17 protein-coding genes are annotated in these 25,642 nt (G+C 60.9%); 8 read left to right on the forward strand and 9 right to left on the reverse strand.

What is annotated here, in order from left to right; all coding sequences use genetic code 11:
• Positions 1 to 46 precede the first annotated feature (46 nt).
• The 3 genes from K5Y35_RS03315 to K5Y35_RS03325 form a co-directional block, all read right to left on the reverse strand.
• On the reverse strand, positions 47 to 295 hold the full coding sequence (locus tag K5Y35_RS03315; protein ID WP_123464589.1) for a hypothetical protein: 249 nt from the start codon (positions 293 to 295) through the stop codon (positions 47 to 49).
• Between the two features lie 156 nt (positions 296 to 451).
• Positions 452 to 1,645, reverse strand: coding sequence for an MFS transporter (locus K5Y35_RS03320; RefSeq protein WP_128615076.1), 1,194 nt, complete (start codon positions 1,643 to 1,645; stop codon positions 452 to 454).
• Positions 1,646 to 2,565: 920 nt separating this feature from the next.
• Positions 2,566 to 4,149 carry a peptide chain release factor 3 gene (locus K5Y35_RS03325; RefSeq protein ID WP_007965665.1) on the reverse strand — a complete coding sequence of 528 codons (1,584 nt, stop codon included), beginning with the start codon at positions 4,147 to 4,149 and terminating at the stop codon, positions 2,566 to 2,568.
• Between the two features lie 359 nt (positions 4,150 to 4,508).
• Between K5Y35_RS03325 and K5Y35_RS03330 the strand changes: the two genes are divergently transcribed.
• The 5 genes from K5Y35_RS03330 (at position 4,509) to K5Y35_RS03350 (ending at position 9,730) form a co-directional block, all read left to right on the forward strand.
• Positions 4,509 to 5,198 carry an ABC transporter permease gene (locus K5Y35_RS03330; protein WP_172667905.1) on the forward strand — a complete coding sequence of 230 codons (690 nt, stop codon included), beginning with the start codon at positions 4,509 to 4,511 and terminating at the stop codon, positions 5,196 to 5,198.
• A gap of 20 nt (positions 5,199 to 5,218) precedes the next feature.
• The gene (locus K5Y35_RS03335; RefSeq protein ID WP_123464585.1) at positions 5,219 to 6,112 is read left to right on the forward strand and encodes a glycine betaine ABC transporter substrate-binding protein; all 894 of its coding nucleotides are present in this window, start codon (positions 5,219 to 5,221) and stop codon (positions 6,110 to 6,112) included.
• A gap of 12 nt (positions 6,113 to 6,124) precedes the next feature.
• On the forward strand, positions 6,125 to 6,778 hold the full coding sequence (locus K5Y35_RS03340; protein WP_007965673.1) for an ABC transporter permease: 654 nt from the start codon (positions 6,125 to 6,127) through the stop codon (positions 6,776 to 6,778).
• Positions 6,775 to 7,932: a betaine/proline/choline family ABC transporter ATP-binding protein gene (locus K5Y35_RS03345; RefSeq protein ID WP_047291222.1), complete on the forward strand. Its 1,158-nt coding sequence runs from the start codon at positions 6,775 to 6,777 to the stop codon at positions 7,930 to 7,932. Before K5Y35_RS03340 ends, K5Y35_RS03345 begins: the two co-directional genes overlap by 4 nt.
• 634 nt (positions 7,933 to 8,566) lie before the next feature.
• The gene (locus K5Y35_RS03350; RefSeq protein WP_016771733.1) at positions 8,567 to 9,730 is read left to right on the forward strand and encodes a type III PLP-dependent enzyme; all 1,164 of its coding nucleotides are present in this window, start codon (positions 8,567 to 8,569) and stop codon (positions 9,728 to 9,730) included.
• A 413-nt stretch (positions 9,731 to 10,143) separates the two neighbouring features.
• On the opposite strand, the gene K5Y35_RS03355 is transcribed toward K5Y35_RS03350, so the two are convergent.
• Positions 10,144 to 10,899 carry a tetratricopeptide repeat protein gene (locus K5Y35_RS03355; RefSeq protein WP_222833666.1) on the reverse strand — a complete coding sequence of 252 codons (756 nt, stop codon included), beginning with the start codon at positions 10,897 to 10,899 and terminating at the stop codon, positions 10,144 to 10,146.
• Positions 10,896 to 11,576 (reverse strand): Fe2+-dependent dioxygenase, encoded by a 681-nt coding sequence (locus K5Y35_RS03360; RefSeq protein ID WP_123464579.1) that lies wholly within the window; start codon positions 11,574 to 11,576, stop codon positions 10,896 to 10,898. Before K5Y35_RS03360 ends, K5Y35_RS03355 begins: the two co-directional genes overlap by 4 nt.
• Before the next feature lie 207 nt (positions 11,577 to 11,783).
• Here K5Y35_RS03360 and K5Y35_RS03365 point away from each other — a divergent pair, with 207 nt between their 5' ends.
• From K5Y35_RS03365 to K5Y35_RS03375, 3 genes are all read left to right on the forward strand, one after another.
• On the forward strand, positions 11,784 to 14,099 hold the full coding sequence (locus tag K5Y35_RS03365; protein WP_222833667.1) for a TonB-dependent receptor: 2,316 nt from the start codon (positions 11,784 to 11,786) through the stop codon (positions 14,097 to 14,099).
• Positions 14,100 to 14,343: 244 nt separating this feature from the next.
• Entirely contained in the window at positions 14,344 to 16,872 is a 2,529-nt protein-coding gene (locus K5Y35_RS03370; protein WP_222833668.1) for a PepSY domain-containing protein, read from the forward strand.
• A gap of 753 nt (positions 16,873 to 17,625) precedes the next feature.
• Positions 17,626 to 17,994: an endonuclease domain-containing protein gene (locus tag K5Y35_RS03375; RefSeq protein WP_222833669.1), complete on the forward strand. Its 369-nt coding sequence runs from the start codon at positions 17,626 to 17,628 to the stop codon at positions 17,992 to 17,994.
• A gap of 84 nt (positions 17,995 to 18,078) precedes the next feature.
• Here the strand turns inward: K5Y35_RS03375 and K5Y35_RS03380 are convergent, their stop codons facing one another.
• The 4 genes from K5Y35_RS03380 to ptsP all read right to left on the reverse strand — a co-directional run bounded on the left by K5Y35_RS03380 (position 18,079) and on the right by ptsP (position 25,343).
• On the reverse strand, positions 18,079 to 19,620 hold the full coding sequence (locus tag K5Y35_RS03380; RefSeq protein ID WP_222833670.1) for an alkaline phosphatase D family protein: 1,542 nt from the start codon (positions 19,618 to 19,620) through the stop codon (positions 18,079 to 18,081).
• 175 nt (positions 19,621 to 19,795) lie between these two features.
• Positions 19,796 to 21,529, reverse strand: a complete 1,734-nt coding sequence (locus K5Y35_RS03385) for a PTS fructose-like transporter subunit IIB (RefSeq protein WP_222833671.1) — start codon at positions 21,527 to 21,529, stop codon at positions 19,796 to 19,798.
• Positions 21,530 to 21,540: 11 nt separating this feature from the next.
• Entirely contained in the window at positions 21,541 to 22,482 is a 942-nt protein-coding gene (gene pfkB, locus K5Y35_RS03390; RefSeq protein ID WP_123464569.1) for a 1-phosphofructokinase, read from the reverse strand.
• A complete protein-coding gene (ptsP, locus tag K5Y35_RS03395) occupies positions 22,482 to 25,343 on the reverse strand; it encodes a phosphoenolpyruvate--protein phosphotransferase (RefSeq protein ID WP_222833672.1) in 2,862 nt (953 codons plus the stop codon). Before ptsP ends, pfkB begins: the two co-directional genes overlap by 1 nt.
• Positions 25,344 to 25,642: the final 299 nt, after the last annotated feature.

Raw genomic sequence — 25,642 nt, forward strand, 5'->3', positions numbered from 1 at the left:
GATTGCGCATCAGTCGAGGCAGAAGGGGTTTTCTTTTGCCTGCGGTTTACGTCTGGCTGTCGCCTTCGTCGTCCGGATCATCGGTAGTCGAGTCGTCATCATCGGCGCTGCCACCCTGCCCCTGATCGCCCGGCTCGGATTCAGACTTGGCGAGCATCAAGCCGCTGTGCCCGACCTGGCCGTTAAAGGCCTGGGAATCGTGATCCTCGCACTCGGCCCAGGCCGTCGCGGTGCCGAGGGACAACATGACCATCACTTTCAACAGCAATAAAACCCGTAGCAATCTGCTTTTCATAGCGGACTCCATCCTTTTTCAGGTGAGACATGCGTGCCTGACTGGCGCTGTGTGAAATCTAGTTCCGATCCATCGGGTTCACCAGATAGGACGTCGACGGGCAGGCAGAAATGCCCTGCGCAGACAGACAGGTTTCGAATAACGTCTATCGCGGGATCAGCTAAGCGGACGGGTCGCTTGCCACGTCAAGGGAATCGACATCAGTACCAACACGGTGCTGCTCAGCCAGACACTGTGGCCGCCGAACTGACCGTACAACTGAGCGCTGAGCACCGGCGACAACAACGCGCTGGCACTCCAGCTCATAAAGAACAGGCCAAAGTACTGACCGCTTTTGCCACTCTGGGCAAACTGCATCACCAGCACATTCAGCGGCGGCATGAACAACGCTTCACCCAAAGTCCAGATCAGCGTCGACAGACAGACGAACGCCAGCCCGGAACCGAACGGCAACATGCCCAAACCGACGGCCAGCAACAAACTCCCTGCGAGCATTTGCCACCGCGTCCCCCAACGCTCGCCGCAGTGCGACAGGGGAATCTGCAGCGCGATCACCAGCAACGCATTGAGCCCGAACTGCCAGCCGATCGCCTCGGTGCTCAACTGGTAGTAATCGCGCAGATAGTTACCCAGCGTGCTGTAGACCGTGTCGAAGGCGATGCCGAGCACGGCCGTCGCTGCCAGCAACCACAGGAACGGTTTGTCACGAAACGGCCCACCCGCCCCACCTGTACCGCTCGTGGATGGCTCGTCATTGATCAGCACCGGCCGCTGCCACGTGGTGCGAACAAACCACAGTAACGCCAGCAACGTCATCGCCGCACTGCCAAAAAATACCCAGCGAAAATCCGTCTGCGCCAACACCCCTCCCGCCACGCCCGCGGCGGCCATGCCGAGGTTGCGCGCAACGCGACTCAAAGCCTGCGCACGCGAACGCTGCGCCACTTCGCAATATTCCATGATCAGGCGCTGATGCAGCGTGCGAATGGCGCCATCAATGGCTCCGCTGAGCAACAGCAATGCCGCGAGCAACGGCACTTGCGTCACCAGCCCCAGCAGAATCAACACCCACACCGAAACAAAGAACAACGTCGCGGTCAGCCGCGCCGTACGCACATGATCACTGAGCCAGCCACCGAGCATCGAGCCGACCAGCAACCCCGCACCATACGCCGACAGCAACCAGCCCACGGTCTCAATCGCCAGCCCCAACTCCTGACGCAGGTACAACGCCATGAACAGCTTGACCATGCTACTCAGGCGATTGATGAACAGCAGCGCACCGAGCACCCAGGCCATCACACCGAAATAACTGCCGAGGCGCAGCAGGTGAGTCAGTCGACTCGTCATTCCATTGACCTCTCAAAGCGACTTGCGTGGAGCTGGAACACTAACGATCAGCATGCCGTTTGTCGCGTTCGGAACATCGTGATCACAAAATCGGAGCCGAAGATCAAAAGCCCCTCACCCTAACCCTCTCCCGGAGGGAGAGGGGACTGACCGCGGTGTTTGGGCGAACTACGCCGACGTGCGATACCGCGTTGAACTCAGGTTCTGAAAAGCAAACAAATCGGCCTCTCACCCTCCCAGAGAGAGGGGCTGATCGCGGTGTTTGAGAGAGCTACGCCGCCGTGCGATACCGAGTCGAACTCAGGTTCTGAAAAGCAAACAAATCGGCCTCTCATCCTCCCAGAGAGAGGGGCTGATCGCGGTGTTTGAGAGAGCTACGCCGACGTGCGATACCGAGTCGAACTCAGATTTTGAAAAGCCCACAAATCGGCTCCCTCTCCCTCGGGAGAGGGCTGGGCGGGCGGCGTTCCGATGAGGGGTAAATCCACCACAAATCCAAAGCCGAATACCCGTGCTCTTCACCACTCAATAGGCCGAGTGTCAGCTCGCCTGCTTTTGATCTTGATCCACGGGCGACGTCGGAAGGCTGAGTGGAGGGATTGATCCGGGCGTGGGAGCGCAGCGACCGTTTGGCGCAGCCAAACACAGCGAGAGGAGGTGCAGCGAAGCAAACCGTAGGCGCTGCGCCCGGATCGATCCCGCAGCGAAGGAACCCCGAGCCCCAGCGAGCGGGCCGCACGTAGGAGCAAGCGTTTTTTTGCTTACTTTTTTTAGGCGTTTGTAAAAAAAGTGAGTCGCCGTAAGGGCGAAACCGTAATCAGCAACACCCGCAGAAACGGATATACACCCAAACCCACCAAGCAAAAAAAAGCCCCCTAGGCACACACCGAGGGGGCTTTTCGAACAAACCAGCTCAACGCTTAGTGATGCTCACGCGTCGCACGGAACTTCACATCCGGCCAGCGCTCTTCCATCAACGCCAGGTTAACCCGCGTCGGCGCAAGGTAGGTCAGATGCCCACCGCCATCCAACGCCAGGTTTTCCACAGCCTTGTTGGAAAACTCCTCAAGCTTCTTCTTGTCGCTGCATTCAATCCAGCGCGCGGAGTAAACAGTGATCGGCTCATAAGAGCATTCAACCTTGTATTCCTCCTTCAAACGACTGGCGACCACATCGAACTGCAGCACACCCACGGCGCCAAGAATGATGTCGTTGCTGCGTTCCGGGAAGAACACCTGCGTTGCGCCCTCTTCGGCCAGCTGTTGCAGGCCCTGACGCAGTTGCTTGGACTTCAGCGGATCACGCAGACGCACGCGGCGGAACAGTTCCGGGGCGAAGTGCGGGATACCGGTGAAACCGAGGACTTCACCTTCGCTGAAGGTGTCGCCGATCTGGATCGTGCCGTGGTTGTGCAGGCCGATGATGTCGCCGGCGTACGCCTCTTCCAGCTGTTCACGCTCGGAGGAGAAGAACGTCAGGGCGTCGCCGATGCGCACGTCCTTGCCGGTACGCACGTGGCGCATCTTCATGCCTTTTTCGTACTTGCCCGAGCAGATGCGCATGAAGGCGATGCGGTCGCGGTGTTTCGGGTCCATGTTCGCCTGGATCTTGAAGATGAAGCCCGAGAACTTCTCTTCCACCGGCTCCACGGTGCGCTCGTTGGCGACACGGGCCAGCGGACGCGGTGCCCAGTCAACGACGGCATCGAGCACGTGGTCGACACCAAAGTTGCCCAGTGCAGTACCGAAGAACACCGGGGTCAGTTGACCGTCGAGGAATTCCTGCTGGTTGAACTCGTGGCAGGCGCCCTGCACCAGTTCCAGTTGTTCGAGGAAACGCTCGTACTCATCGCCCAGGTGCGCACGCGCTTCATCGGAGTCGAGTTTCTCGATGATCTTGGTTTCGGTGCGTTCGTGACCATGACCGGCGGTGTAGACAATGATGTAGTCGTCGGCCAGGTGGTACACGCCCTTGAAGTCGCGGTAGCAACCGATCGGCCAGGTGATCGGCGCTGCCTTGATCTTCAGCACGGCTTCGATTTCGTCGAGCAGTTCGATCGGGTCGCGGATGTCGCGGTCGAGTTTGTTGATGAAGCTGACGATCGGCGTGTCACGCAGACGGCAGACGTCCATCAGGGCGATGGTCCGTGGCTCTACACCTTTACCGCCGTCGAGAACCATCAATGCCGAGTCGACCGCCGTCAGGGTGCGGTAGGTGTCTTCGGAGAAGTCTTCGTGGCCCGGGGTGTCGAGCAGGTTGATCATGTGTTCGCGATACGGGAACTGCATGACCGACGTGGTAATGGAAATACCCCGTTGTTTCTCCATCTCCATCCAGTCGGATGTCGCATGGCGATCGGATTTACGGGATTTCACCGTACCGGCCACCGCAATCGCCTTGCCCATCAACAGGAGCTTTTCGGTGATCGTGGTTTTACCGGCATCGGGGTGGGAAATAATGGCGAAAGTGCGGCGTTTCGCGACTTCGGCGGCCTGGTTGGTCATGGGAAATCGCCTGGCGGTGATTCAAAAAAGGGCCGCGATTATAGCCCAACTCGATGCAATAACCGAACCGTTGAGCACATTAAGGGTGGCCAAATGCTGTCTCAGATGGGAACCTTTTAAAGCACGGAGACGTCCATCCCCTGTTACGACATTTCGTCAGGGGCTGAAAAATCAGCAAGTTAGCCTGACGTGGCTGCGCTCATGGCTCGCTTTCAGACCGCTTTTTGCCGGTGCTGAGGGAGCTGCTTCTCGCGAACGTTTATTCCCGGCAGCCAAGGCTTGGCATGCCACTCGGGAGAGCGTTCGCCGACTACAAAAAAAGGAGTCCGCCTGTGGCTATCCGCTATGGCAAAGGGCTGATGGGAGGTGCGGTGGTGATCGCGCTCCTGGCCCTGCTGGTCCACTGGATCGGCATCAACACGATCGAACACTACCGCGACGATTTGTTGTTTTACCTGCAAGCTCATCTGATTCTCGTCCTCGCTTCAATGCTGGCCGCCCTGGTCGTGGGCATCCCCGCCGGCATCTTCCTCAGTCGCCCGACCATGGTCGGCCGCGCTGAACGCTTCATGCAGATCTTCAATATCGGTAACACCGTGCCACCGCTGGCCGTACTGGCGATTGCCCTGGGGATTCTCGGCATCGGCAGTGGTCCGGCGATCTTCGCTTTGTTCCTCGCCTCCCTGTTGCCGATCGTGCGCAACACCTACGAAGGCCTGAAAAACGTCCAGGGCTCGCTGAAAGAAGCCGCCGTCGGCATCGGCATGACCCCGCGCCAGGTGCTGTGGAAAGTCGAATTGCCCAACGCCGTGCCGATCATCGTCGGTGGTGTGCGTGTCGCGCTGGCAATCAACGTCGGCACCGCGCCATTGGCGTTCCTGATCGGTGCGAACAGCCTCGGCAGCCTGATCTTCCCCGGCATCGCCCTGAACAATCAGCCGCAACTGCTGCTCGGCGCCGCGTGCACCGCGCTGCTGGCCCTGCTGCTCGATGGCGTCGTCACCCTCGCCAGCCGACTCTGGCTGGAACGCGGTTTGCGCCCGTCTTAAGGCTTTGTGAAGGAATACCTATGAAACGATTGAGCTTGATTCTGGGCTGTATCCTGCTGTTCGCAGGCGTCGCCCAAGCCGCTGAAAAACCGGTTATCCGCCTCGGCGCACGAGTCTTCACCGAACAGACCCTGCTCGCGGAAATCACCGCGCAATACCTGCGCAGCAAAGGTTACGACGCGCAGATCACCGGCGGCCTGGGCAGCAACCTGGCCCGCAGCGCCCACGAAAGCGGGCAACTGGACATGCTCTGGGAATACACCGGCGTGTCGCTGGTGGCCTACAACCATGTCACCGAAAAACTCGACAGCGAACAGTCCTACGCCCGGGTGAAAGAACTCGACGCGAAAAAAGGCCTGGTCTGGCTGACCCCGTCGAAATTCAGCAACACCTACGCCCTCGCCCTGCCGAAAAAAGTCGCCGAGGAGTACCCGCAGATCAACAACATCAGCCAGTTGAACGAGGTGTTGCAGGCTGAAGCCAAGACCAACCATCTGGTGGCGCTGGACACCGAGTTCGCCAACCGCTCTGACGGTCTGGACGGCATGGTCAAGCTCTACGGCATGAACCTGACCCGCAAGAACATCCGCCAGATGGACGCGGGGCTGGTCTACACCGCATTGCGTAACGGGCAAGTGTTTGCCGGTCTGGTCTACACCACTGACGGTCGCCTCAACGCGTTCGGCCTGAAACTGCTGGAAGACGACAAGCACTATTTCCCCGACTACACCGCCGCTCCGGTGGTGCGTCAGGCGTATCTCGACGCGCACCCGCAACTGGCCGAGCAACTCAAGCCACTGGCGGAGCTGTTCGACGACGAAACCATGCGCCAGCTCAACGCGCGGGTCGATGTCGATCACGAGAGCCCGTCGAAAGTCGCCGCCGATTTCCTGCGCCAGCATCCACTCAACTAAGGAGGAAAAGTCATGGAATTTCTGAACGCCTTTTCCCACCTCGACTGGCAGCAGGTGATGCACCTGACCTGGCAGCACATCACTCTGGTCGGCATCGCGGTGACGCTGGCGATCCTCATCGGCGTGCCGCTGGGGATCCTGATGACGCGTTTCCCGAGCCTCGCCGGTCCCTTGCAGGCCAGCGCCACGGTACTGTTGACGGTGCCGTCGATTGCCCTGTTCGGCCTGCTGCTGCCGTTCTACTCCAAGTTCGGCCAGGGTCTGGGGCCGATGCCGGCCATCACTGCGGTGTTCCTCTATTCGCTGCTGCCGATCATGCGCAACACCTACCTCGCCCTGACCGGCGTCGAACCGGGCATCCGTGAAGCCGCACGCGGCATCGGCATGACTTTCGGCCAGCGCCTGCGCATGGTCGAGCTGCCGATTGCGGTACCGGTGATCCTCGCCGGCGTGCGCACCGCCGTGGTGATGAACATCGGCGTGATGACCATCGCCGCGACCATCGGCGCCGGTGGCCTCGGCGTGTTGATCCTCGCCTCTATCAGCCGCAGCGACATGTCGATGCTCATCGTCGGCGCGCTGCTGGTCAGTCTTCTGGCGATCTTCGCCGACCTTCTCCTGCAGTGGCTGCAACGTACGCTGACTCCAAAAGGACTCCTCAAATGATCGAACTTCAAAACCTCAGCAAGACCTTCCAAAGCAACGGCAAAGATGTCAAAGCCGTGGACTCGGTAAGCCTGACCGTCAATGAAGGCGAAATCTGTGTGTTCCTCGGGCCATCGGGTTGCGGCAAAAGCACCACGCTGAAGATGATCAACCGCCTGATCAAACCGACCTCGGGCAAGATCCTGATCAACGGCGAAGACACCACCGACCTCGACGAAGTGACCCTGCGTCGCAACATCGGTTACGTGATCCAGCAGATCGGCCTGTTCCCGAACATGACCATCGAAGAGAACATCGTCGTCGTGCCGAAGCTGCTCGGCTGGGACAAACAGAAATGCCACGACCGCGCCCGCGAGTTGATGAGCATGATCAAGCTCGAACCCAAGCAGTATCTGCATCGTTATCCGCGTGAACTGTCCGGCGGCCAGCAACAACGGATCGGCGTGATCCGCGCATTAGCGGCGGATGCGCCGCTGTTGCTGATGGACGAGCCGTTCGGTGCGGTCGACCCGATCAACCGCGAAATGATCCAGAACGAGTTCTTCGAGATGCAACGGGCGCTGAACAAGACCGTGATCATGGTCAGCCACGACATCGACGAAGCGATCAAGCTGGGCGACAAGATCGCGATTTTCCGCGCCGGCAAACTGTTGCAGATTGATCACCCCGACACCCTGCTCGCGCATCCGGCGGACGATTTCGTCAGCAACTTCGTCGGCCAGGACAGCACACTCAAGCGTCTGTTGTTGGTGAAGGCAGAAGATGCGGCGGACAACGCACCGTCGGTGAGCCCGGAAACCCCGGTGGCCGATGCCCTGGAACTGATGGACGAGCATGACCGCCGCTACGTGGTCGTCACCTGTGCCGAGAACAAGGCGCTGGGCTATGTGCGTCGTCGCGATCTGCACCGCCAGACCGGCACCTGTGCGCAGTTCCTGCGCGAGTTCAACGCCACGGCGGCGTACGACGAGCATTTGCGCATCCTGTTGTCGCGGATGTACGAGTTCAACCGTTCGTGGCTGCCGGTGATGGATGCCGAGCGAGTGTTCCTTGGCGAGGTCACGCAGGAGTCGATTGCGGCTTATCTGAGCTCGGGTCGCTCGCGCGGGATGAAGACCAATATCGTCTCGCCTGCTGAAGCGGTAGTCGCCTAAAAAATACACAACCTGTGGGAGCGAGCTTGCTCGCGAAAGCGGAATATCAGTCAACAACGATGTCGACTGTGAAAATGCCTTCGCGAGCAAGCTCGCTCCCACAGGATCCGGGTGATTTTTTCTTCACTTATCAGGCGGAAAAGAATCTCAACACCGAATAAGCCCATAGTCTGTCTAAGGCGACCTTCGAAACAGCCAAAATCCCTCTCAAACCCCTCTCTCGCGGCCAACGTCGCCGATGTTGTCGCCATCACACTTACCCACGATTTAGCCGACAAAAGCCGCGAACGTGCAGGTATTTTTAACACTTGAAAATTCTCGGGGAACATCTGTCCGTCATCTCGGTCGGCTACAAAGAGTGATGAACGCGACGCACGTCAGAAGCGTGCAAAAACGCGACATTTTTAGTTGATCTCACGCCCCTCACGCCCTAAAGTTCGCGCCGAACGTCCATGCTGGAAACGATCCATCCGGCTCAAGTACTGACGACGAGACAGCAAGGCCAAGGGCAACGCCCCATGGCCTTTTTGCTTTCGGCGACATGCCTTGGGAAGTAGGCGAACCAAAGTGGGGATACGGAGGACGTTCATTTGCACCCATTGTTTAACTTAGTTTGCCAGTAGGAGTTCCCAGCATGTCGATCCAGGTCGAAGACTATTTCGCGCGCGCTACATTCGACAAAATGAAGGCGTTCGCCGACAAACAGGAAACCCCGTTCGTGGTGATCGACACCGCGATGATCGCCCAGGCCTACGATGACCTGCGCGCCGGTTTCGAATTCGCCAAGGTCTACTACGCGGTCAAGGCCAACCCGGCCGTCGAGATCATCGACCTGCTCAAAGACAAAGGTTCGAGCTTCGACATCGCCTCGATCTATGAGCTGGACAAGGTGATGGATCGTGGCGTCAGCCCGGACCGTATCAGCTACGGCAACACCATCAAGAAATCCAAGGACATCCGCTACTTCTACGAGAAGGGCGTGCGTCTGTTCTCCACCGACTCCGAAGCCGACCTGCGCAACATCGCCAAGGCTGCACCGGGTTCGAAAGTCTATGTGCGCATCCTCACCGAAGGCTCGACCACGGCTGACTGGCCGCTGTCGCGCAAATTCGGCTGCCAGACCGACATGGCCATGGACCTGCTGATCCTCGCCCGCGACCTCGGCCTGGTGCCGTATGGCATCTCGTTCCACGTCGGTTCGCAGCAACGCGACATCAGCGTCTGGGACGCAGCGATCGCCAAGGTCAAAGTGATCTTCGAGCGTCTGAAAGAAGAAGACGGCATCCACCTGAAGCTGATCAACATGGGCGGCGGCTTCCCGGCCAACTACATCACCCGCACCAACAGCCTGGAAACCTACGCCGAAGAAATCATCCGCTTCCTGAAGGAAGACTTCGGTGATGACCTGCCGGAAATCATTCTCGAACCGGGCCGTTCGCTGATCGCCAACGCCGGCATCCTGGTCAGCGAAGTGGTATTGGTTGCACGCAAGTCGCGCACTGCCGTCGAGCGCTGGGTCTACACCGATGTGGGCAAGTTCTCCGGCCTGATCGAAACCATGGACGAAGCGATCAAGTTCCCGATCTGGACCGAGAAGAAAGGCGAGATGGAGGAAGTGGTGATCGCCGGCCCAACTTGCGACAGCGCCGACATCATGTACGAAAACTACAAATACGGCCTGCCGCTGAACCTGGCAATCGGTGATCGTCTGTACTGGCTGTCGACCGGTGCGTACACCACCAGTTACAGCGCCGTAGAGTTCAATGGCTTCCCGCCGTTGAAGTCGTTCTACGTGTAAGCGCTGAAGCCGTAATGCAAAAAGCCCATGACGTGTCATGGGCTTTTTTGTGTCTGTGCGTTCGGCTTGAAGTTTTGCGGGGTACTTGAGACCGAGGCCCCTCACCCCAGCCCTCTCCCAGAGGAGAGGGAGCCGACCGCGGTGTAAAGCGTCATTCACCGACCGGAAATACCGCGTCGCTTATGGATTAGGCAAAGCACTCTCAGGTCGGCGTTCTTATCAAGCATCCCCCAATCAGTCCCCTCTCCCTCCGGGAGAAGGAGCCGACCGAGGTGTAGCACGTCACGCACCGACCGGAAAGACCGCGTCGCTTATGGATTCGGCAAAGCACTCTCAGATCGGCGCACCTCTCAAGCATCCCCCAATCAGTCCCCTCTCCCTCCGGGAGAGGGTTAGGGTGAGGGCTTGCGAATTCAGACGCGCTGCAACTCTGCATATCGAATCGCGAACTGCGCAGCCATCCCTTGGATTCTGGGATCGGGCGCACTCGACAGTGTTTGACTCGCCACCCGCAGAAAATTCAGATTGCCGCCGGCCAAGGCTTTCTCAAGCCAATCGAGCGCCTCATCAATCCGTCCTTCCCCCGCCAACACCGCCGCGAAACTGAACTGCCCGCGAAAATCCCCGCCTTCAGCCGAACGTCGATACCACTCACGTGCCGCAGCAGGATCCGCCGGGCACACCTGCCCTTCTTCCAGATACCGCCCCAGCAGATTCATTGATTTCGCATGACCCCATTCAGCCGCGCGCCGATACAGCGCCAGCGCCTGTTGATGATCCACCGCCACCCCGCGCCCGGTCGCGAGCAGATTGGCCAGGTTGTACATCGCCCAATCCAGCCCGGCATTCGCTGCGATCCGATAATGCCGCGCCGCAATTGCCGCATCCGCCGCACAGCCCCAACCGTGCTCGTGGCAGCGCCCGAGCATGTTGCGCGCCATCAGGTGACCTTGCCCGGCAGCGATGCCGAACCAGCGCAGTGCCAGCGGTTGATCCTGGGCGATGCCCTGACCGTCGAGCAGGATTTGCCCGAGCAATGCCTGCGCTTCAACTTCACCCTCACCCGCCGCCAGCAAAATCGCCTGCGCGGCACGGGCCGGGGTTTCTTCGAGCATGGCGCTGAGTTGCGCAGCGTCGAGGACTTCCTCGCGGCGGAGTTGAAAACTCATACCTCGACCCAGCGCCGCAGCAGGTTGTGATACGTGCCGGTGAGGCGGATCAACGCAGGGTGATCTGGCATGTCCCGGGTCAGTTGCTGGATCGCCCCGTCCATCTCGAACAGCAACGCACGCTGACTGTCTTCGCGCACCAGGCTTTGCGTCCAGAAGAACGACGCATAGCGTGCGCCACGGGTGACGGCATTGACCTTGTGCAGGCTGGTGCCGGGGTACAACACCATGTCGCCGGCCGGCAACTTCACCCGTTGCGTGCCGAAAGTGTCCTGAATCTCCAGCTCGCCGCCGTCATAATCCTCAGGCTCGCTGAAGAACAGCGTGGCCGACAGATCGGTACGCACCCGTTCGATGCTGCCCTTGGGCTGGCGCACGGCGTTGTCGATGTGGAAATCGAAACTGCCGCCGGCCGTGTAACAGTTCACTAACGGCGGGAAGACTTTGTGCGGCAGCGCGGCGGACATGAACAGCGGATTTTTCCACAGGCGTTCAAGCATCGCGGCGCCGATTTCCTTGGCCAGCGGATGACCTTCGGGCAGTTGCAGATTGTGCTTCGCCTTGGCCGACTGGAAGCCGGCGGTAATCTTGCCATCAGCCCAATCGGCCTGCTCCAGCGCCTCGCGGATACGCTGCACTTCGTCTTTCGCGAACAGTCCGGGGATGTGCAGCAGCATGGCAATGTCACCTGATGGCAAAGAGGCGGCAATGGTATTGATTCTTATTGACTGTGTAAAACCCGAGAGACGAATGAACTGGCAAAAACCGTAAGGTTAAATTGTAAAGAATGTAAATTCAGTGCGAATAACAATGTTTCGCAATTGATACGAATACCTGTTTACCCTATATTCCGCCGCCTCAAATCCTTGGGGAGGGGAATAAAAATGGCACGTCAACACGCACAATTACCGGTCAGTTCACCACGTCTGCTCGCCTCTGCAATCGGTGTGGCAATCACCGCCGGCTCCGCTGGTCACATGGTGTTCGCCGCAGAAAAACCCGACAGCAAAGCCACCGGCAATGCCATCGCCCTGGACGCCACCTCGATCACGGGCGAAGCCCAGGACTCGACGTCCTATCAGGTCGAGAAAGCCTCCTCACCCAAGTACACCGCGCCGCTGGTCGACACGCCGCGCTCGGTCACCGTCATTCCGCAACAAGTCCTGAAAGACACCGGCGCGCTGAACATGCAGGACGCCCTGCGCACCGTGCCGGGCATCACCTTCGGCGCCGGTGAAGGCGGCAACCCGCAGGGCGATCGCCCGTTCATTCGCGGCTTTGACGCCCAAGGCGACACCTACCTCGACGGTGTGCGCGACACCGGTTCGCAGAGCCGCGAGATCTTCGCCGTGGAAAACATCGAAGTCAGCAAGGGCCCGAACTCTGCCATTGGCGGTCGCGGCGCGGCGGGCGGCAGCATCAACCTGGTGAGCAAGAAAGCGCACTTGGGCAATTCGTTCGACGGCGGCTTCACCTGGGGCTCCGACCAGACCCAGCGCTACACCCTCGACGGCAACTACCAGTTCAGCGACACCGCTGCTGGCCGGCTGAACCTGATGAGCCACGAAAGCAACGTCGCCGGTCGCGACAAGGTCGACTACGACCGCTGGGGCATCGCCCCGTCGCTGGCGTTCGGCCTGGGCACCGACACCCGCGTCAACCTCGATTACTACCACCTCGAAAGCAATGACACCCCGGATTCGGGCATCCCGTACACCATCCCGGCTGGCGGTTCGGCTGCACGCACCAAGTCCAACCCGGACAAGCCATACGCCGGTGGCGATCACAGCAACTTTTACGGTCTGGATCGCGACTTCCGCAAGGGCCGCACCGACACCGCGACCTTCGCCATTGAGCATGACCTGAGCGATTCGCTGACCATCAAGAACACCCTGCGCCACGGCACCAGCATGCAGGATTACATCCTCACCCAGCCGGACGACAGCAAGGGCAACGTCAACAATGGCAGCCTCTGGCGTCGGGCGAATACGCGGGTGAGCAACACCGAGACCACCACCAACCAGACTGACCTGTTCGGTAACTTCTACGTCGCCGGCTTCAAGAACAGCTTCTCCACCGGCGTCGAATACACTCGCGAGGAAAGCCAGAAGTCTTCATACAACGTCAACACTGACACTACCCCGCGCACCAGCGCCGCGACCAGCAACTGCACCCCGTCGATGATCGGCGCGTCCAGCGGCTACAACTGCACCTCGCTGTCGAACCCGAACCCGAACGATCCGTGGAACGGCGCGATCTCGCGCAACTACGCCGGCACCGACACCCAGGCCAACACTTACGCACTGTATGTGTTCGATACGCTGGAGCTGTCCGAGCAGTGGCTGGTGAACATGGGCCTGCGTTACGACCACTTCGACACCGACTACAAAACCTACAACGCTGCCGGCACCAACACGTCCAAGGGCGATGACACCAGCGAGTTCGTCACCGGTCAGTTCGGCGTCGTCTACAAGCCTGCGGAAAACGGCAGCATCTACGCCTCCTACGCCACCTCGGCCACGCCACCGGGCAACACCTTGGGCGAAGGTCAGGAAGGCAACCCGTTGGGCGGCACCCCGGATCGCAGCGGCAACCTGCTGAGCAGCGACATGGAGCCGGAAACCACCAAGAACTATGAAATCGGCACCAAGTGGGATCTGCTCAACGATCGCCTGTCGCTGACCGCTGACATCTTCCGCACCGAGAAAGAAAACGCTCGTGTGCAAGTCGACACCACGTCGTACGAAAACGCCGGCAAGACCCGCGTGCAAGGTATCGAGCTGTCGGCCAGCGGCAAAATCACTGACAAGTGGCAAGTGTTCGCCGGCTACGCCTTCATGGACAGCGAACAAGTCGACGGCGGCCCGATGGGCAAGGCCAACGATGGCAACGAACTGCCTAACACGCCGAAAAACAGCGCCAGCCTGTGGACCACTTACCAGGTCACGCCGAAGCTGACCCTCGGGGGCGGCGCGTTCTACGTCGACGACGTGTACGGCAGCGTGGCCAACACCACGATGGTCGATTCGTATGTACGTTATGACGCGATGGCCGCCTACAAGCTGACCAAGAACGTCGACCTGCAACTCAACGTGCAAAACCTGACCAACGAAACCTATTACGACAAAGCCTTCTCGACTCACTTCGCCAACCAGGCGGCGGGGCGTACGGCGCTGTTGAGCACCAACTTCCACTTCTAAGCAAGGTGGAACCTGTGAAACCTGTGGGAGCGAGCTTGCTCGCGAAAGCGCTGGGTCAGTCAGACTTCATGTCACTGACAGATTGCATTCGCGAGCAAGCTCGCTCCCACAGGTGATGTGATCAAAAGGCTTGGCCCCGTTCATTCCATTGAACGGGGCTTTTGTGCGTAATAAAGAACGCTTCTCGATAACCCACGGCATAATGCGCGCCGTGAAAACAACTTTCGAACGGACGACGAGTGACGTGTTGAAGAAAACCCTGTTCCAGTTGCACTGGTTTTTTGGCATCACCGCAGGCCTGGTACTGGCGCTGATGGGCATCACCGGCGCGGCCTATTCGTTTCAGGACGAAATCCTGCGGGCGCTGAACCCTTCCGTGCTGCAGGTGGAAAAACACGTTGCCGGCGTCCTGCCGCCCGTTGAACTGGTCGAGCGCATCGAAGCCACGTCCGGCAAGAAAGTCTCGATGCTCTGGGTCGAAACCGACAGCGGCAACGCAGCCAAGGTGTTCTTCACCCCGCCCAAAGGCGAGCGGCGTGGCGAGATGCGCTACTTCGATCCGTACACCGGCGAGTTCATGGGCAATGCGGTCGGCCAGGATTTCTTTGGCCTGATGCTGCAACTGCACCGTTTCCTCGCCATGGGCGACACCGGGCGTAACATCACCGGCGCCTGCACCCTGATCCTGTTGTTCTTCTGCCTCTCCGGCCTGTACCTGCGCTGGCCGCGCCAGTGGAACAGCTGGCGCGTGTGGCTGACCCTCGACTGGCAGAAAAAGGGCCGCGCCTTCAACTGGGATCTGCATTCGGTGGCCGGCACCTGGTGCCTGCTGGTGTACCTGCTGCTGGCGCTGACCGGGTTGTCGTGGTCGTACGAGTGGTACAACAAGGGCCTGACCAAATTACTCTCCGACGCACCGCAGAACGAGCGCGTGCGCGGTGGTCGCGGCCCGGCACCGGAAGGCCCGGCGCCGACCGCCGATTACGCGGCGATGTGGAGCAGCATCTACAGCGCCGCCGGCCCGGGCCTGGCCGCATACAACATCCGCATGCCGGCCGTCGCGGGCCAGACAGCGACCGTGTTCTATCTGCTCGACAGCTCGCCGCACGATCGCGCGCTGAACCAGATCACCCTCGACCCGGCCACCGGCGTGGTCAAACGCGTCGACCGTTACGCCGACAAGAGCTTCAAGGCACAACTGCTGACCAGCATTTACGCGCTGCACGTCGGTAGCTATTTCGGCCTCGTCGGGCGAATCATCATCACCCTCGCTGCCGTGTGCATGCCGCTGTTTTTCATCACTGGCTGGCAGCTGTATCTGGATCGCCGCCGCAAGAAAAAACAGATCCAGGACGCGCGCCAAGGCCTCGCCCAACCGACCGGCGATGGCGCGCCGTGGCTGATCGGCTTCGCCAGCCAGAGCGGTTTCGCCGAACAACTGGCATGGCAGACCGCCGGTCAACTGCAGGCGGCGGGATTGCCGGCGAAGGTGCTGCCGCTGGCGAATGTCAGCCAGCAGGATCTGCGCGAATCGCCCCATGCGCTGTTCGTCGTCAGTACCTTTGGCGATGGCGAAGCGCCGGACAGCGCCCGTGGGTTTGAACGCAAGGTACTGCGCAACGCCGCGAATCTCGATGGGCTGAACTACGCCGTACTGGGTCTGGGTGACCGCCAGTACGCGCACTTCTGCGGCTTCGCCCGACGCCTGCATCAATGGCTGAGCGAGCACGGCGGCAAGACTTTGTTCGCCCCGGTCGAAGTCGACAGCGGCGACCCCTACGCCCTGCGTCACTGGCAGACTCAGCTCGGCCTGATCACCGGACAAGCGCCGGTCGACACCTGGCAGGCGCCGAGCTACGAAAACTGGACGCTGGTGCGCCGCGAACTGATGAACCCCGACAGCAGTGGCTCACCGGTCTACCTGCTGGGCCTGAGCGCACCGAGCACCAGCAGTTGGCTGGCCGGCGATCTGGTGGAAGTGCTGCCGCGCAATTGTGCATGGGCGGTCGAGCATTTCCTCGACGGTCTCGGCATTCGTGGCGAAACCCGAGTGAAGATCAATGGCCTCGAAGAGCCGCTGGACGTCGCCCTCGCCTCGCGCCAGTTGCCTGAACATCGCGCACATCTGGTCGGCCTGCACGCCCAGGCGCTGGTCGATGCCATGGTGCCGCTGGCCATGCGTGAATACTCGATTGCCTCGATTGCCGCCGACGGTGTGCTGGAGCTGATCGTGCGCCAGGAACAGCATGCCGATGGCCGCCTTGGCATCGGTTCCGGCTGGCTGACCGAGCATGCCCCGGTGGGCGGCAGCATCAGTTTGCGCGTACGTCGCAACAGCGGTTTCCATCTGCCGAACGCGCCGGTGCCGATGATTCTGCTCGGCAACGGCACCGGACTCGCCGGGCTGCGCAGCTTGCTCAAGGCGCGGATTGCCGACGGTCAACAGCGCCAGTGGCTGCTGTTTGGCGAGCGCAATCGCGAACACGATTTCCTCTGCCGGGCAGAGCTGGAAGAGTGGTTGATCAATGGCGATCTGGCGCGACTGGACCTGGCGTTTTCCCGGGATCAGGCGCAGAAGATCTATGTGCAGGATCGCCTGCGCGAATCCGCTGACGAACTGAAAAAATGGCTGGCTGAGGGTGCGGTGATCTACATCTGCGGCAGCCTGCAGGGCATGGCCTCCGGCGTCGATCAAGTGCTCAACGACGTACTGGGTGCAGCCGAAGTCGAGCGTCTGATCGAACAAGGCCGCTACCGCCGCGACGTGTACTGACACAACCAAAGCCCCCCTCACCCTAACCCTCTCCCGGAGGGAGAGGGGACTGATTGGGGGATGCCTGATAAATACGCCGACCCGAGGTGCTTCACCGAATCCATAATCGACCCGGTCTTTCAGGTCGATGAACAACTCGACACAACTCCGTAGGCTCCCTCTCCCGGAGGGAGAGGGGACTGATTGGGGGATGCCTGATAAACACGCCGACCCGAAGGTGCTTTACCGAATCCATAATCGACCCGGTCATTCAGGTCGATGAACAACTCGACACAACTCCGCAGGCCCCCTCTCCCGGAGGGAGAGGGGACTGATTGGGGGATGCCTGATAAATACGCCGACCCGAAGGTGCTTTACCGACTCCATAATCGACCCGGTCATTCAGGTCGATGAACAACTCGACACAACTCCGCAGGCCCCCTCTCCCGGAGGGGGCACTGACTGGGGGATGCCTGATAAATACACCGACCCGAAGATGCTTTACCGACTCCATAATCGACTCGGTCGTTCAGGTCGATGAACAACTCGACACAACTCCGTAGGCTCCCTCTCCCGGAGGGGGCACTGACTGGGGGATGCCTGATAAATACGTCGACCCGAAGGTGCTTCACCGAATCCATAATCGACCCGGTCTTTCAGGTCGATGAACAACTCGATACAACTCCGTAGGCTCCCTCTCCCTCCGGGAGAGGGCTGGGGTGAGGGTCCTCGGCTACAGTGAGATTTCCAGCCACTTCACAAGGATCGTGAAGCATGCAAAATCGCCTCACTCTCGCTCAGTTTGCCCGCCAGTTACGCGCCAACCAAACCAACTGCGAACAATTGATTTGGCAAAAGCTTCGGTCACGGCAGATCGCCAATCTGAAATTTCGCAGGCAGTTTCCGTATCCACCCTACGTTTTGGATTTTTACTGCGTAGAGCTGAAGCTGGCGATTGAGCTGGATGGGGGGCAACACTATGAAACGGCGGGCCTGATCCACGATCAACGTCGGACGCTTTTTCTGGAACGTCAGGGCATTGAAGTTATGCGGTTCAGTAATCTTGAAGTGATGCAGCAGATGGAAGATGTACTGGAGCAAATCACGAGAATGGCGACGAATAAAAAAATGCCCTCCCCCTAACCCTCCCGAAACGTCGGTCGGCCCCCTCACCCTCCGGGCGGTCCGATGTTTCGGGAGAGCTGGGGTGAGGGTAGTTTTTGATCTTCAAACCGGCTGCAATTTCTGCTCGAACACCGCGACCCCATTCAAATCCCGCAATACCACGCTCATCTCCCCGCTCTGCCCCTCAATGTTCACCTCGCCAAAAAACTGAAATCCGGCGAACGGTGACATGTTCTGCGCCGTAGGTGCTTTCTGGAACACCACTTCAGGACCAAAGGTTTTATCCAGCGGATTGGGACCGAAGCTCCCGGCATTCAGCGGTCCGGCGACAAACTCCCAGAACGGCTCGAAATCCTGAAATGCCGCGCGATCCGGATGGTAATGATGCGCCGCGCAGTAATGCACGTCGGCGGTGAGGAAAACGAAATTGCGCACTTGCTGCGCCCGCAGAAAACCGAGTAATTCGGCGACTTCCAGTTCACGCCCCTGAGCCGGGCCGGGGTCACCGTTGGCCACCGCCTCCCAGCGCGCCACACCCGGGCTGACTTCACCGTCCGGCACACCGAGGCCGATCGGCATGTCGGCGGCGATCACCTTCCACTGCGCCTTGGAGCGCTGCAGCCCACGCTTGAGCCAGTCCAGTTGCTCACGCCCCAGAAACGGCTTGGCCGCGCCGAGATTGTCGTCGTTAGCGCCGCGATAGCTGCGCATGTCGAGCACGAACACATCGAGCATCGGCCCGTAGCTGAGCTTGCGATAAATCCGCCCGCCGCCATCGGCCGCCTGCAGACGCATCGGCGAATATTCCAGCCAGGCCTTGCGCGCACGGCCGACCAGGGTGTGGATATCTTTCTCTTGATAACGCTCGTCGAGCTGCTTGCCCGGCGACCAGTTGTTGACCACTTCGTGGTCGTCCCACTGCCAGATCTGCGGCACTTCGGCGTTGAAGCGACGGATGTTTTCGTCCATCAGGTTGTAGCGGTAATTGCCACGATAGTCGTCCAGCGTCTGCGCGACTTTGCTCTTGGCTTCGGTGGTGAGGTTGCGCCAGATGCGCCCACCCTCGGTGGTCAGTTGCGCCGGCACCGGGCCGTCGGCGTAGATGGTGTCGCCGCTGTGGATAAAAAAGTCCGGCAGGCGCAGGCGCATGGATTCGTAGATGCGCATGCCGCCGATGTCGGGGTTGATGCCGAAGCCCTGGCCGACGGTGTCACCGCTCCACACGAAACGGATGTTGCGCCGCGCCGTTGGTGCGCTGCGCAAGTGGCCGAGCCACGGTTCGCTGGCGACGCCGGTTTGCGCGTCCTTGAAATACACCCGATAGAAAATCGCCTGATCGGCGGGCAACCCGGTCAGTTCAACCCGGGCGGTGAAATCCGTGCGCGCATCGGCCAGCGCCGAGACCACCCGGCGCGGGTGGCGAAACTGGCTGCGGGTGTCCCACTCGACCACCATTCGCGCCGGGCGATCGCTGCGGCTCCAGATCATCGCGCGGTCGCCTTGCAGGTCGCCGGACTGCACGCCATCGGTCAGTTGCGGACGGTCCTTGACCGACGCGATCACCGCCGGCGCCAGACCCGGCATCAGCAGACCGGCACCGATACCTTGCACGACACGCCGGCGACCGGGGTTGAAATCGCTCATGGTGTTCTCCCTGAAAAAAGGAAAACTTAAGCACGCCTATATGAACTCGCCATGACACCACTAACCATTGTGGGAGCGAGCCTGCTCGCGAAAGCGGTGTGCCAGTCAACATGTATGTCGCTGGCAGATTGCATTCGCGAGCAGGCTCGCTCCCACAGAAGGGTTGTGTTGTCCGTCAGGCCTTGGCAGGCTCCAGCGCCAGCTCGACCGCTTCCGGGCGTTTGACCGTCGCGTAGACCACAGCAGTCAACAAACTCCCCGCGACAATCGCCAGCAAATACAACAACGCATGGTTGATCGCATTCGGAATCGCCAGCACAAACAAGCCACCGTGCGGCGCCATCAGTTTGCAGCCGAAATACATCGACAGCGCACCGGTCAGCGCGCCACCGGCAATGCTCGCCGGGATCACCCGCAACGGATCTTTCGCGGCAAACGGAATCGCCCCTTCGGAGATAAAGCACAGCCCCAGCACCAGCGCCGCTTTACCCGCCTCGCGCTCGGTCTGGGCGAACTTGCGGCGGGCGATGAAGGTGGCGATGCCGAGGCCAATCGGCGGCACCATCCCGGCGGCCATGGTCGCGGCCATCGGCGCGTAACTCTGCGACGCCAGCAACCCCACCGAGAACGCATACGCCGCCTTGTTGATCGGCCCGCCGAGGTCAACGCACATCATGCCGCCGAGCAGCACGCCAAGCAGAATCGCGTTGGTGGTGCCCATGCTGTCGAGGAAATGCGTCAGCGCCGCGAGCATGCCGGCGACCGGTTTGCCGACCACGTAGATCATCACCAGCCCGGTAAACAGGCTGGCGAACAGCGGGATGATCAGAATCGGTTTCAGCGCTTCAAGGCTCTGCGGCAAGGCGACGTAACGACTGATGGCCTTGGCCGCATAACCGGCGATGAACCCGGCGACGATGCCGCCGATGAACCCTGCCCCCAACGTACTGGCGAGCAAGCCACCGATCATCCCCGGCGCCAGGCCCGGACGATCCGCGATCGAGTAGGCGATGTAGCCGGCGAGCAGCGGCACCATCAGCTTGAACGCGGTCTCGCCGCCGATCTGCATCAGTGCCGCCGCCAGCGTGCCTTCTTCCTTGAACGCAGTGATGCCGAAGACGAACGACAAGGCGATCATCAAACCACCGGCCACCACCATCGGCAGCATGAACGACACACCGGTCAGCAGGTGTTTGTAGACCCCGGTTTTCTCTTGCTTGGCCGGGGCCTTGCCGTCACTCGCGGTGCTTTCCACCTGACCTTCGGCCAAGGCTTTTTTCAGCGTGGCTTCGGACTGCTTCAAGGCAATCCCGGTGCCGCAACGGTAGATTTTCTTGCCGGCGAAACGCTCGGTGGCGACTTCGATGTCCGCTGCCAGCAGCACCACGTCGGCCTCGGCAATCGCCGTGGCGCCGAGCGGGGTTTTCGCGCCGACAGAGCCTTGGGTTTCGACGTGCAGTTCATAGCCCAGACGCTTGGCGGTTTGCTGCAACGCCTCGGCGGCCATGAAGGTGTGGGCGACGCCGGTCGGGCAGGCAGTGATCGCGACGATGCGCGGTGCACGCGGCGCAGCGACAGCCGGCGCCGCCTCTGCAGCGACATACACTTCAGCCTCTTCAGCGCCACGACGCAGCACCGCTTCGACATCCTGCAGCGCTTGCGCCGGGGCAATGCGGAACACGCGCTTGCCGACGAAACGTGTCATGTCGATGTCGCCGGTGGCCACCAGCAACACCCATTCTGCCGCTTCGATGGTCGCCGCCGACAATTCACGCTCCGGGTGCGCCGCATCGACCACTTCAACACTGGTGCTCCAGCCCTGGCGCTGCGCGGCGGCATCGAGCAAACGCGCACACAGCACACTGGTGACCATGCCGTTCGGGCAAGCCGTAACAATGGCTAATTTCATGACAAACCCTCTTATTGTTCTGTCAGGGGACGCACGCGCACGCCCTGTTCGAGCGGCGTCAATTGCGCCACATCGTCGATGCCGAAGCCGATCTGCGTCACCGCCAGTGCGGCAATCGCCGTAGCTGTACGCAGGGTTTGCTCGGGTGTGTGGGCGTTAAGCAACCCGTGGAGCATGCCGGCCAACAGCGAATCGCCGGCGCCGACGGTGCTGGCGACCGTGACCTTCGGTGGCGTCGCGTGCAGCGCCGAGCCGACGCTGAACCAGTTCACACCGTCAGCACCGTGGGAAATCACCACATGCTCGATGCCTTGGGCGTGTAAACCTGCAGCCGCCAGCGCCTCTGCTTCGTGGGACACCACCTCGCAACCGAGCGCATCGGCGAGTTCTTCCGTGTTCGGCTTGATCAGCCACGGACTGGCCTGCAACGCCGCGCGCAACGCTTCGCCGCTGGTGTCGAGGGCGACTTTCAGGCCGAGCTGATTCAGCCGTTCGATCAACTCACGCAACCATTGCGCGCTCACGCCACGGGGCAGACTGCCGGCCACCACCACCGCGTCATGACCCGGCGCGATCTGCACCAGACGTTCGAGCAACGCCTGCTGCGCCGCCGCGTCCACCACCGGTCCCGGACCGTTGATGTCGGTGATGCGGCCGTCGTGCTCGGCGACTTTGATATTGCTGCGGGTTTCACCTGGCACGCGGATAAACGCGTCGACAAAGCCGCGTCTGGCGAACAGGGTTTCAAACGCTTGCAGATTGTCTTCGCCGAGAAAACCGCTGACCGTCAATTGATGCCCCAGGTCAGCCAGCACCTGGGCAACGTTCACACCTTTGCCGGCGGCGTGGGTGTGCATCTCGTCGCTGCGGTTGACCTGACCGGCCTCCAGGCGTGACAACTCGACCGTAAGGTCCAGCGCCGGGTTGAGGGTCAGGGTGAGAATCTTGGCCATTACAGGGCCTCCACTAATGCACGCACTTCATTCGCGCTGCCCAAGGTGAGGGCGTGTTGAGCAAGGGTTTGCGCCTGGGTCAGGCTGAGTTCGCGGATGCACGCCTTCACCTCGGCGATGCTGCGCCCGGACACGCTCAGCTCATCGACGCCGAGGCCGACCAGTACCGGCACCGCCAGCGGGTCCGCCGCCAATTCGCCGCAGACGCCGACCCATTTGCCGTGGGCATGGGCCGCGCGCACGGTGATGTCGATCAATTGCAGCACCGCCGGATGCAAGCCATCGGCCTGGGCCGAGAGCGTCGGGTGACCACGGTCGATGGCCAGGGTGTATTGCGTCAGGTCGTTGGTGCCGACGCTGAAGAAGTCCACTTCTTTCGCCAGCACCGGCGCCAGCAAGGCAGCGGACGGCACTTCGATCATGATCCCCAATTGCAGGTCGGCAACCGGGATTTCCAGGCGCAGACGCTCGGTCATGTCGCGGGCCTGACGCCATTCTTCGACGCTGCCGACCATCGGGAACATGATGCGCAACGGCCGGTTGTCCGCCGAACGCAACAAGGCGCGCAGTTGCGCCTCCATGACCTGCGGACGCTGCAAAGTGAGGCGAATGCCGCGCACACCGAGGAACGGGTTTTCTTCCTTGGCGATCGGCCAATACGGCAGCGGTTTGTCGCCGCCGACGTCCAGCGTACGCACCACCAGCGGTCGCCCGGCGAGGCCGTCGAGGACGCGGCGGTATTCGGCTTCCTGAGTCGCTTCGTCCGGCGCCTGCGGGTGGGCCATGAAAATCAGTTCGGTGCGCAGCAGGCCGATGCCTTCGGCGCCCTGCTCCACCGCTGCGGTGACCCCGGCGCTTTCGCCGATATTGGCGAACACTTCCACGGCGTGACCGTCGATGGTGTGCGCCGGTTGATGACGCTGTTCGGCCGCGATCTTCAGGCGTTGCTCGCGGGTGTCGCGTTCTTCGGCAGCGCGTTGCAGGGTCGCGGCATCGGCGTCGACGTGCAGGCGACCGCGCTGGCCGTCGAGCAGCAACGGCGTGCCCGGTTTGAGCAACAACACCGCAGCGCCGGCACCCACCAGTGCCGGAATGCCCAAGGCACGGGCGACGATGGCGCTGTGTGCGGTGGCACCGCCGCGAGCGGTGAGAATCCCCGCCACACGCGCCGGATCGAGTCGCGCCACATCCGACGGGCCGACTTCGTCCATCACCAGAATGTACGGTTGCTCCGGCTCGCTCGCCGTTTGCACGCCACACAGTTGCGCCAGTACCCGGCGACCGATGTCGCGCAGATCCGCCGCCCGCTCGGCGAGCAGCGCATCCTGCAACGATTCCTGTTGTCTGGCCGCCGCTTCGATCACCGCCATCCACGCCGCTTCGGCGCTTTCGCCTTGCTTGAGGCGAGTGTCGACTTCGTCGGTCAGTTCCGGGTCGTCGAGCATCTCCTGATGAGTGATGAAAATCTCGCGAATGGCCTTGGCCTTGCTGCGTTCGATCAGGCCCTGGATGTCAGTTCTTACGTCACTCAGGGCTTGCTTGAGACGCTCGCGCTCGACGGCGGCGGACTCACCGCGCAACGGGTAATCAATGGCTTGCTGCACCTGAATGTGCGCCGGGCCGATGGCGATGCCCGGTGCCGCCGGGATCGCTTGCAATTGAGCGCCGGACGCCGGCGCGATCAGCACTTCAGCGATATCGGCAATGACTTCGCGTTGCTGGCTTACCACTGGCAACGGTTCGACTTCTTCACCCAGACCTTCTTCGATCGCGGCCAACAGGGCCGGCAAGGCATCGGCGGCGATGCTCGGCTCGGCGATCAACTCCAGCACCTGACCGCGCCGGGCGCCGAGGCTGAGCAACTTGCTCAGGCTCTTCACCGACACGGCACTGTCCTGGCTGTCGACGATGCGCACGCGAATCTCGCCATCGAAACTCTTCGCCAGTTGCGCGAGGATCTTCGCCGGGCGCGCATGCAAACCGTGGGCGTTGGCCAGCGCGATTCGGGCGCTCGGCCAGTCGGCCGGCAGTTCGCCGCCGAGCACTTCGAGGACCTTGCGGCTGCTGGTGGCGCGGCCCAGTTCATGGCCGCGACCTTCAATCAACAACGCGCACAGACGCTCGAGCAAGGCCTGATGGGCCTCACCGAGACTGGCCAGGCAGAACAGCCCGCTGAGCGGCTGACCGAGGTAACGCATCGGTTTGTCCGGAGTGACGAACGCCAAGCCAGGACGCTTCACGGTTTGCTCGCTGTGCAGCCACCACAAGCCATCGCCCAGCGGCAGCGCTTCGACTTGCTGCAATACGCCGGCAAAGCCATTGCTCACACAATCGGCCTGACGCAACAGACGCGCGCCACGCCAGACCAGTTCTTCGAAATCATCTGCCGACACACCGAGGCCGATCATCTGTGCATCGAGCGCCAGTTCCTGCGGCGCGCCTTGCAGCAGTTTCAGCAGCGCTTCGGGCGAGCTGGCGCGCCGCAGCGCCTGGCCCAGATCGGTCTCGCCGAGCGCACGGGTCAGCAGTTGCAGCAGGCGCAGGTGTTCATCGGATTTGGCGGCGATGCCGATCGCCAGATAAACGATTTGCCCATCGCCCCAATCCACACCCTCGGGAAACTGCATCAGGCGCACGCCGGTGGCGAATACCTGATCACGGGTTTGCGGGGTGCCGTGGGGGATGGCAATACCTTGACCGAGAAAGGTCGAGCCCTGGGCTTCCCGTGCCTGCAGCCCGGCGAGGTAGCCGTCGGCGACCAGACCATCGGCGACCAGGTGATTGGCGAGCAATTGCAGGGCGGCGGGTTTATCCACAGCCGATTGGCCCATGGATATCTGCTCTATAGTGAGCTCGAGCATGCGATCTCCTTTTTGGCGCCTGATGACGCCAGGTATTGTTTTGAATGGTTGCAGCTTAGGCGCTTGTCAGCTTCCCTTTCAGGGGGCAGTTTTGGCGGTTTCACGGCAGAACCGGCCAAAGGCGTCTAAAACGTAGAAAATACGCCTGCTGAAACGTTTAATCTAGATTGATCGGCACGTTACTCGATAATGTCTCATCCTTGAAGTCCAACTTGTCGGATGCGCTGCGACAATAGTCGCCTGCCCTAATCGGGTAGGATTGGCGAAAATCTCGGCGCACGCTCGAAAAAACAAGGAAA

This window comes from Pseudomonas sp. SC3(2021) (assembly GCF_019856535.1).
Lineage (GTDB): Bacteria > Pseudomonadota > Gammaproteobacteria > Pseudomonadales > Pseudomonadaceae > Aquipseudomonas > Aquipseudomonas monsensis.

What these genes read in the sequence shown, in the direction of transcription:
- K5Y35_RS03315 (WP_123464589.1), bottom strand. Translation starts at nt 295, where the DNA reads ATGAAAAGCAGATTGCTACGGGTTTTATTGCTGTTGAAAGTGATGGTC.
- K5Y35_RS03320 (WP_128615076.1), bottom strand. Translation starts at nt 1,645, where the DNA reads ATGACGAGTCGACTGACTCACCTGCTGCGCCTCGGCAGTTATTTCGGT.
- K5Y35_RS03325 (WP_007965665.1), bottom strand. Translation starts at nt 4,149, where the DNA reads ATGACCAACCAGGCCGCCGAAGTCGCGAAACGCCGCACTTTCGCCATT.
- K5Y35_RS03330 (WP_172667905.1), top strand. Translation starts at nt 4,509, where the DNA reads ATGGGAGGTGCGGTGGTGATCGCGCTCCTGGCCCTGCTGGTCCACTGG.
- K5Y35_RS03335 (WP_123464585.1), top strand. Translation starts at nt 5,219, where the DNA reads ATGAAACGATTGAGCTTGATTCTGGGCTGTATCCTGCTGTTCGCAGGC.
- K5Y35_RS03340 (WP_007965673.1), top strand. Translation starts at nt 6,125, where the DNA reads ATGGAATTTCTGAACGCCTTTTCCCACCTCGACTGGCAGCAGGTGATG.
- K5Y35_RS03345 (WP_047291222.1), top strand. Translation starts at nt 6,775, where the DNA reads ATGATCGAACTTCAAAACCTCAGCAAGACCTTCCAAAGCAACGGCAAA.
- K5Y35_RS03350 (WP_016771733.1), top strand. Translation starts at nt 8,567, where the DNA reads ATGTCGATCCAGGTCGAAGACTATTTCGCGCGCGCTACATTCGACAAA.
- K5Y35_RS03355 (WP_222833666.1), bottom strand. Translation starts at nt 10,899, where the DNA reads ATGAGTTTTCAACTCCGCCGCGAGGAAGTCCTCGACGCTGCGCAACTC.
- K5Y35_RS03360 (WP_123464579.1), bottom strand. Translation starts at nt 11,576, where the DNA reads ATGCTGCTGCACATCCCCGGACTGTTCGCGAAAGACGAAGTGCAGCGT.
- K5Y35_RS03365 (WP_222833667.1), top strand. Translation starts at nt 11,784, where the DNA reads ATGGCACGTCAACACGCACAATTACCGGTCAGTTCACCACGTCTGCTC.
- K5Y35_RS03375 (WP_222833669.1), top strand. Translation starts at nt 17,626, where the DNA reads ATGCAAAATCGCCTCACTCTCGCTCAGTTTGCCCGCCAGTTACGCGCC.
- K5Y35_RS03380 (WP_222833670.1), bottom strand. Translation starts at nt 19,620, where the DNA reads ATGAGCGATTTCAACCCCGGTCGCCGGCGTGTCGTGCAAGGTATCGGT.
- K5Y35_RS03385 (WP_222833671.1), bottom strand. Translation starts at nt 21,529, where the DNA reads ATGAAATTAGCCATTGTTACGGCTTGCCCGAACGGCATGGTCACCAGT.
- pfkB (WP_123464569.1), bottom strand. Translation starts at nt 22,482, where the DNA reads ATGGCCAAGATTCTCACCCTGACCCTCAACCCGGCGCTGGACCTTACG.
- ptsP (WP_222833672.1), bottom strand. Translation starts at nt 25,343, where the DNA reads ATGCTCGAGCTCACTATAGAGCAGATATCCATGGGCCAATCGGCTGTG.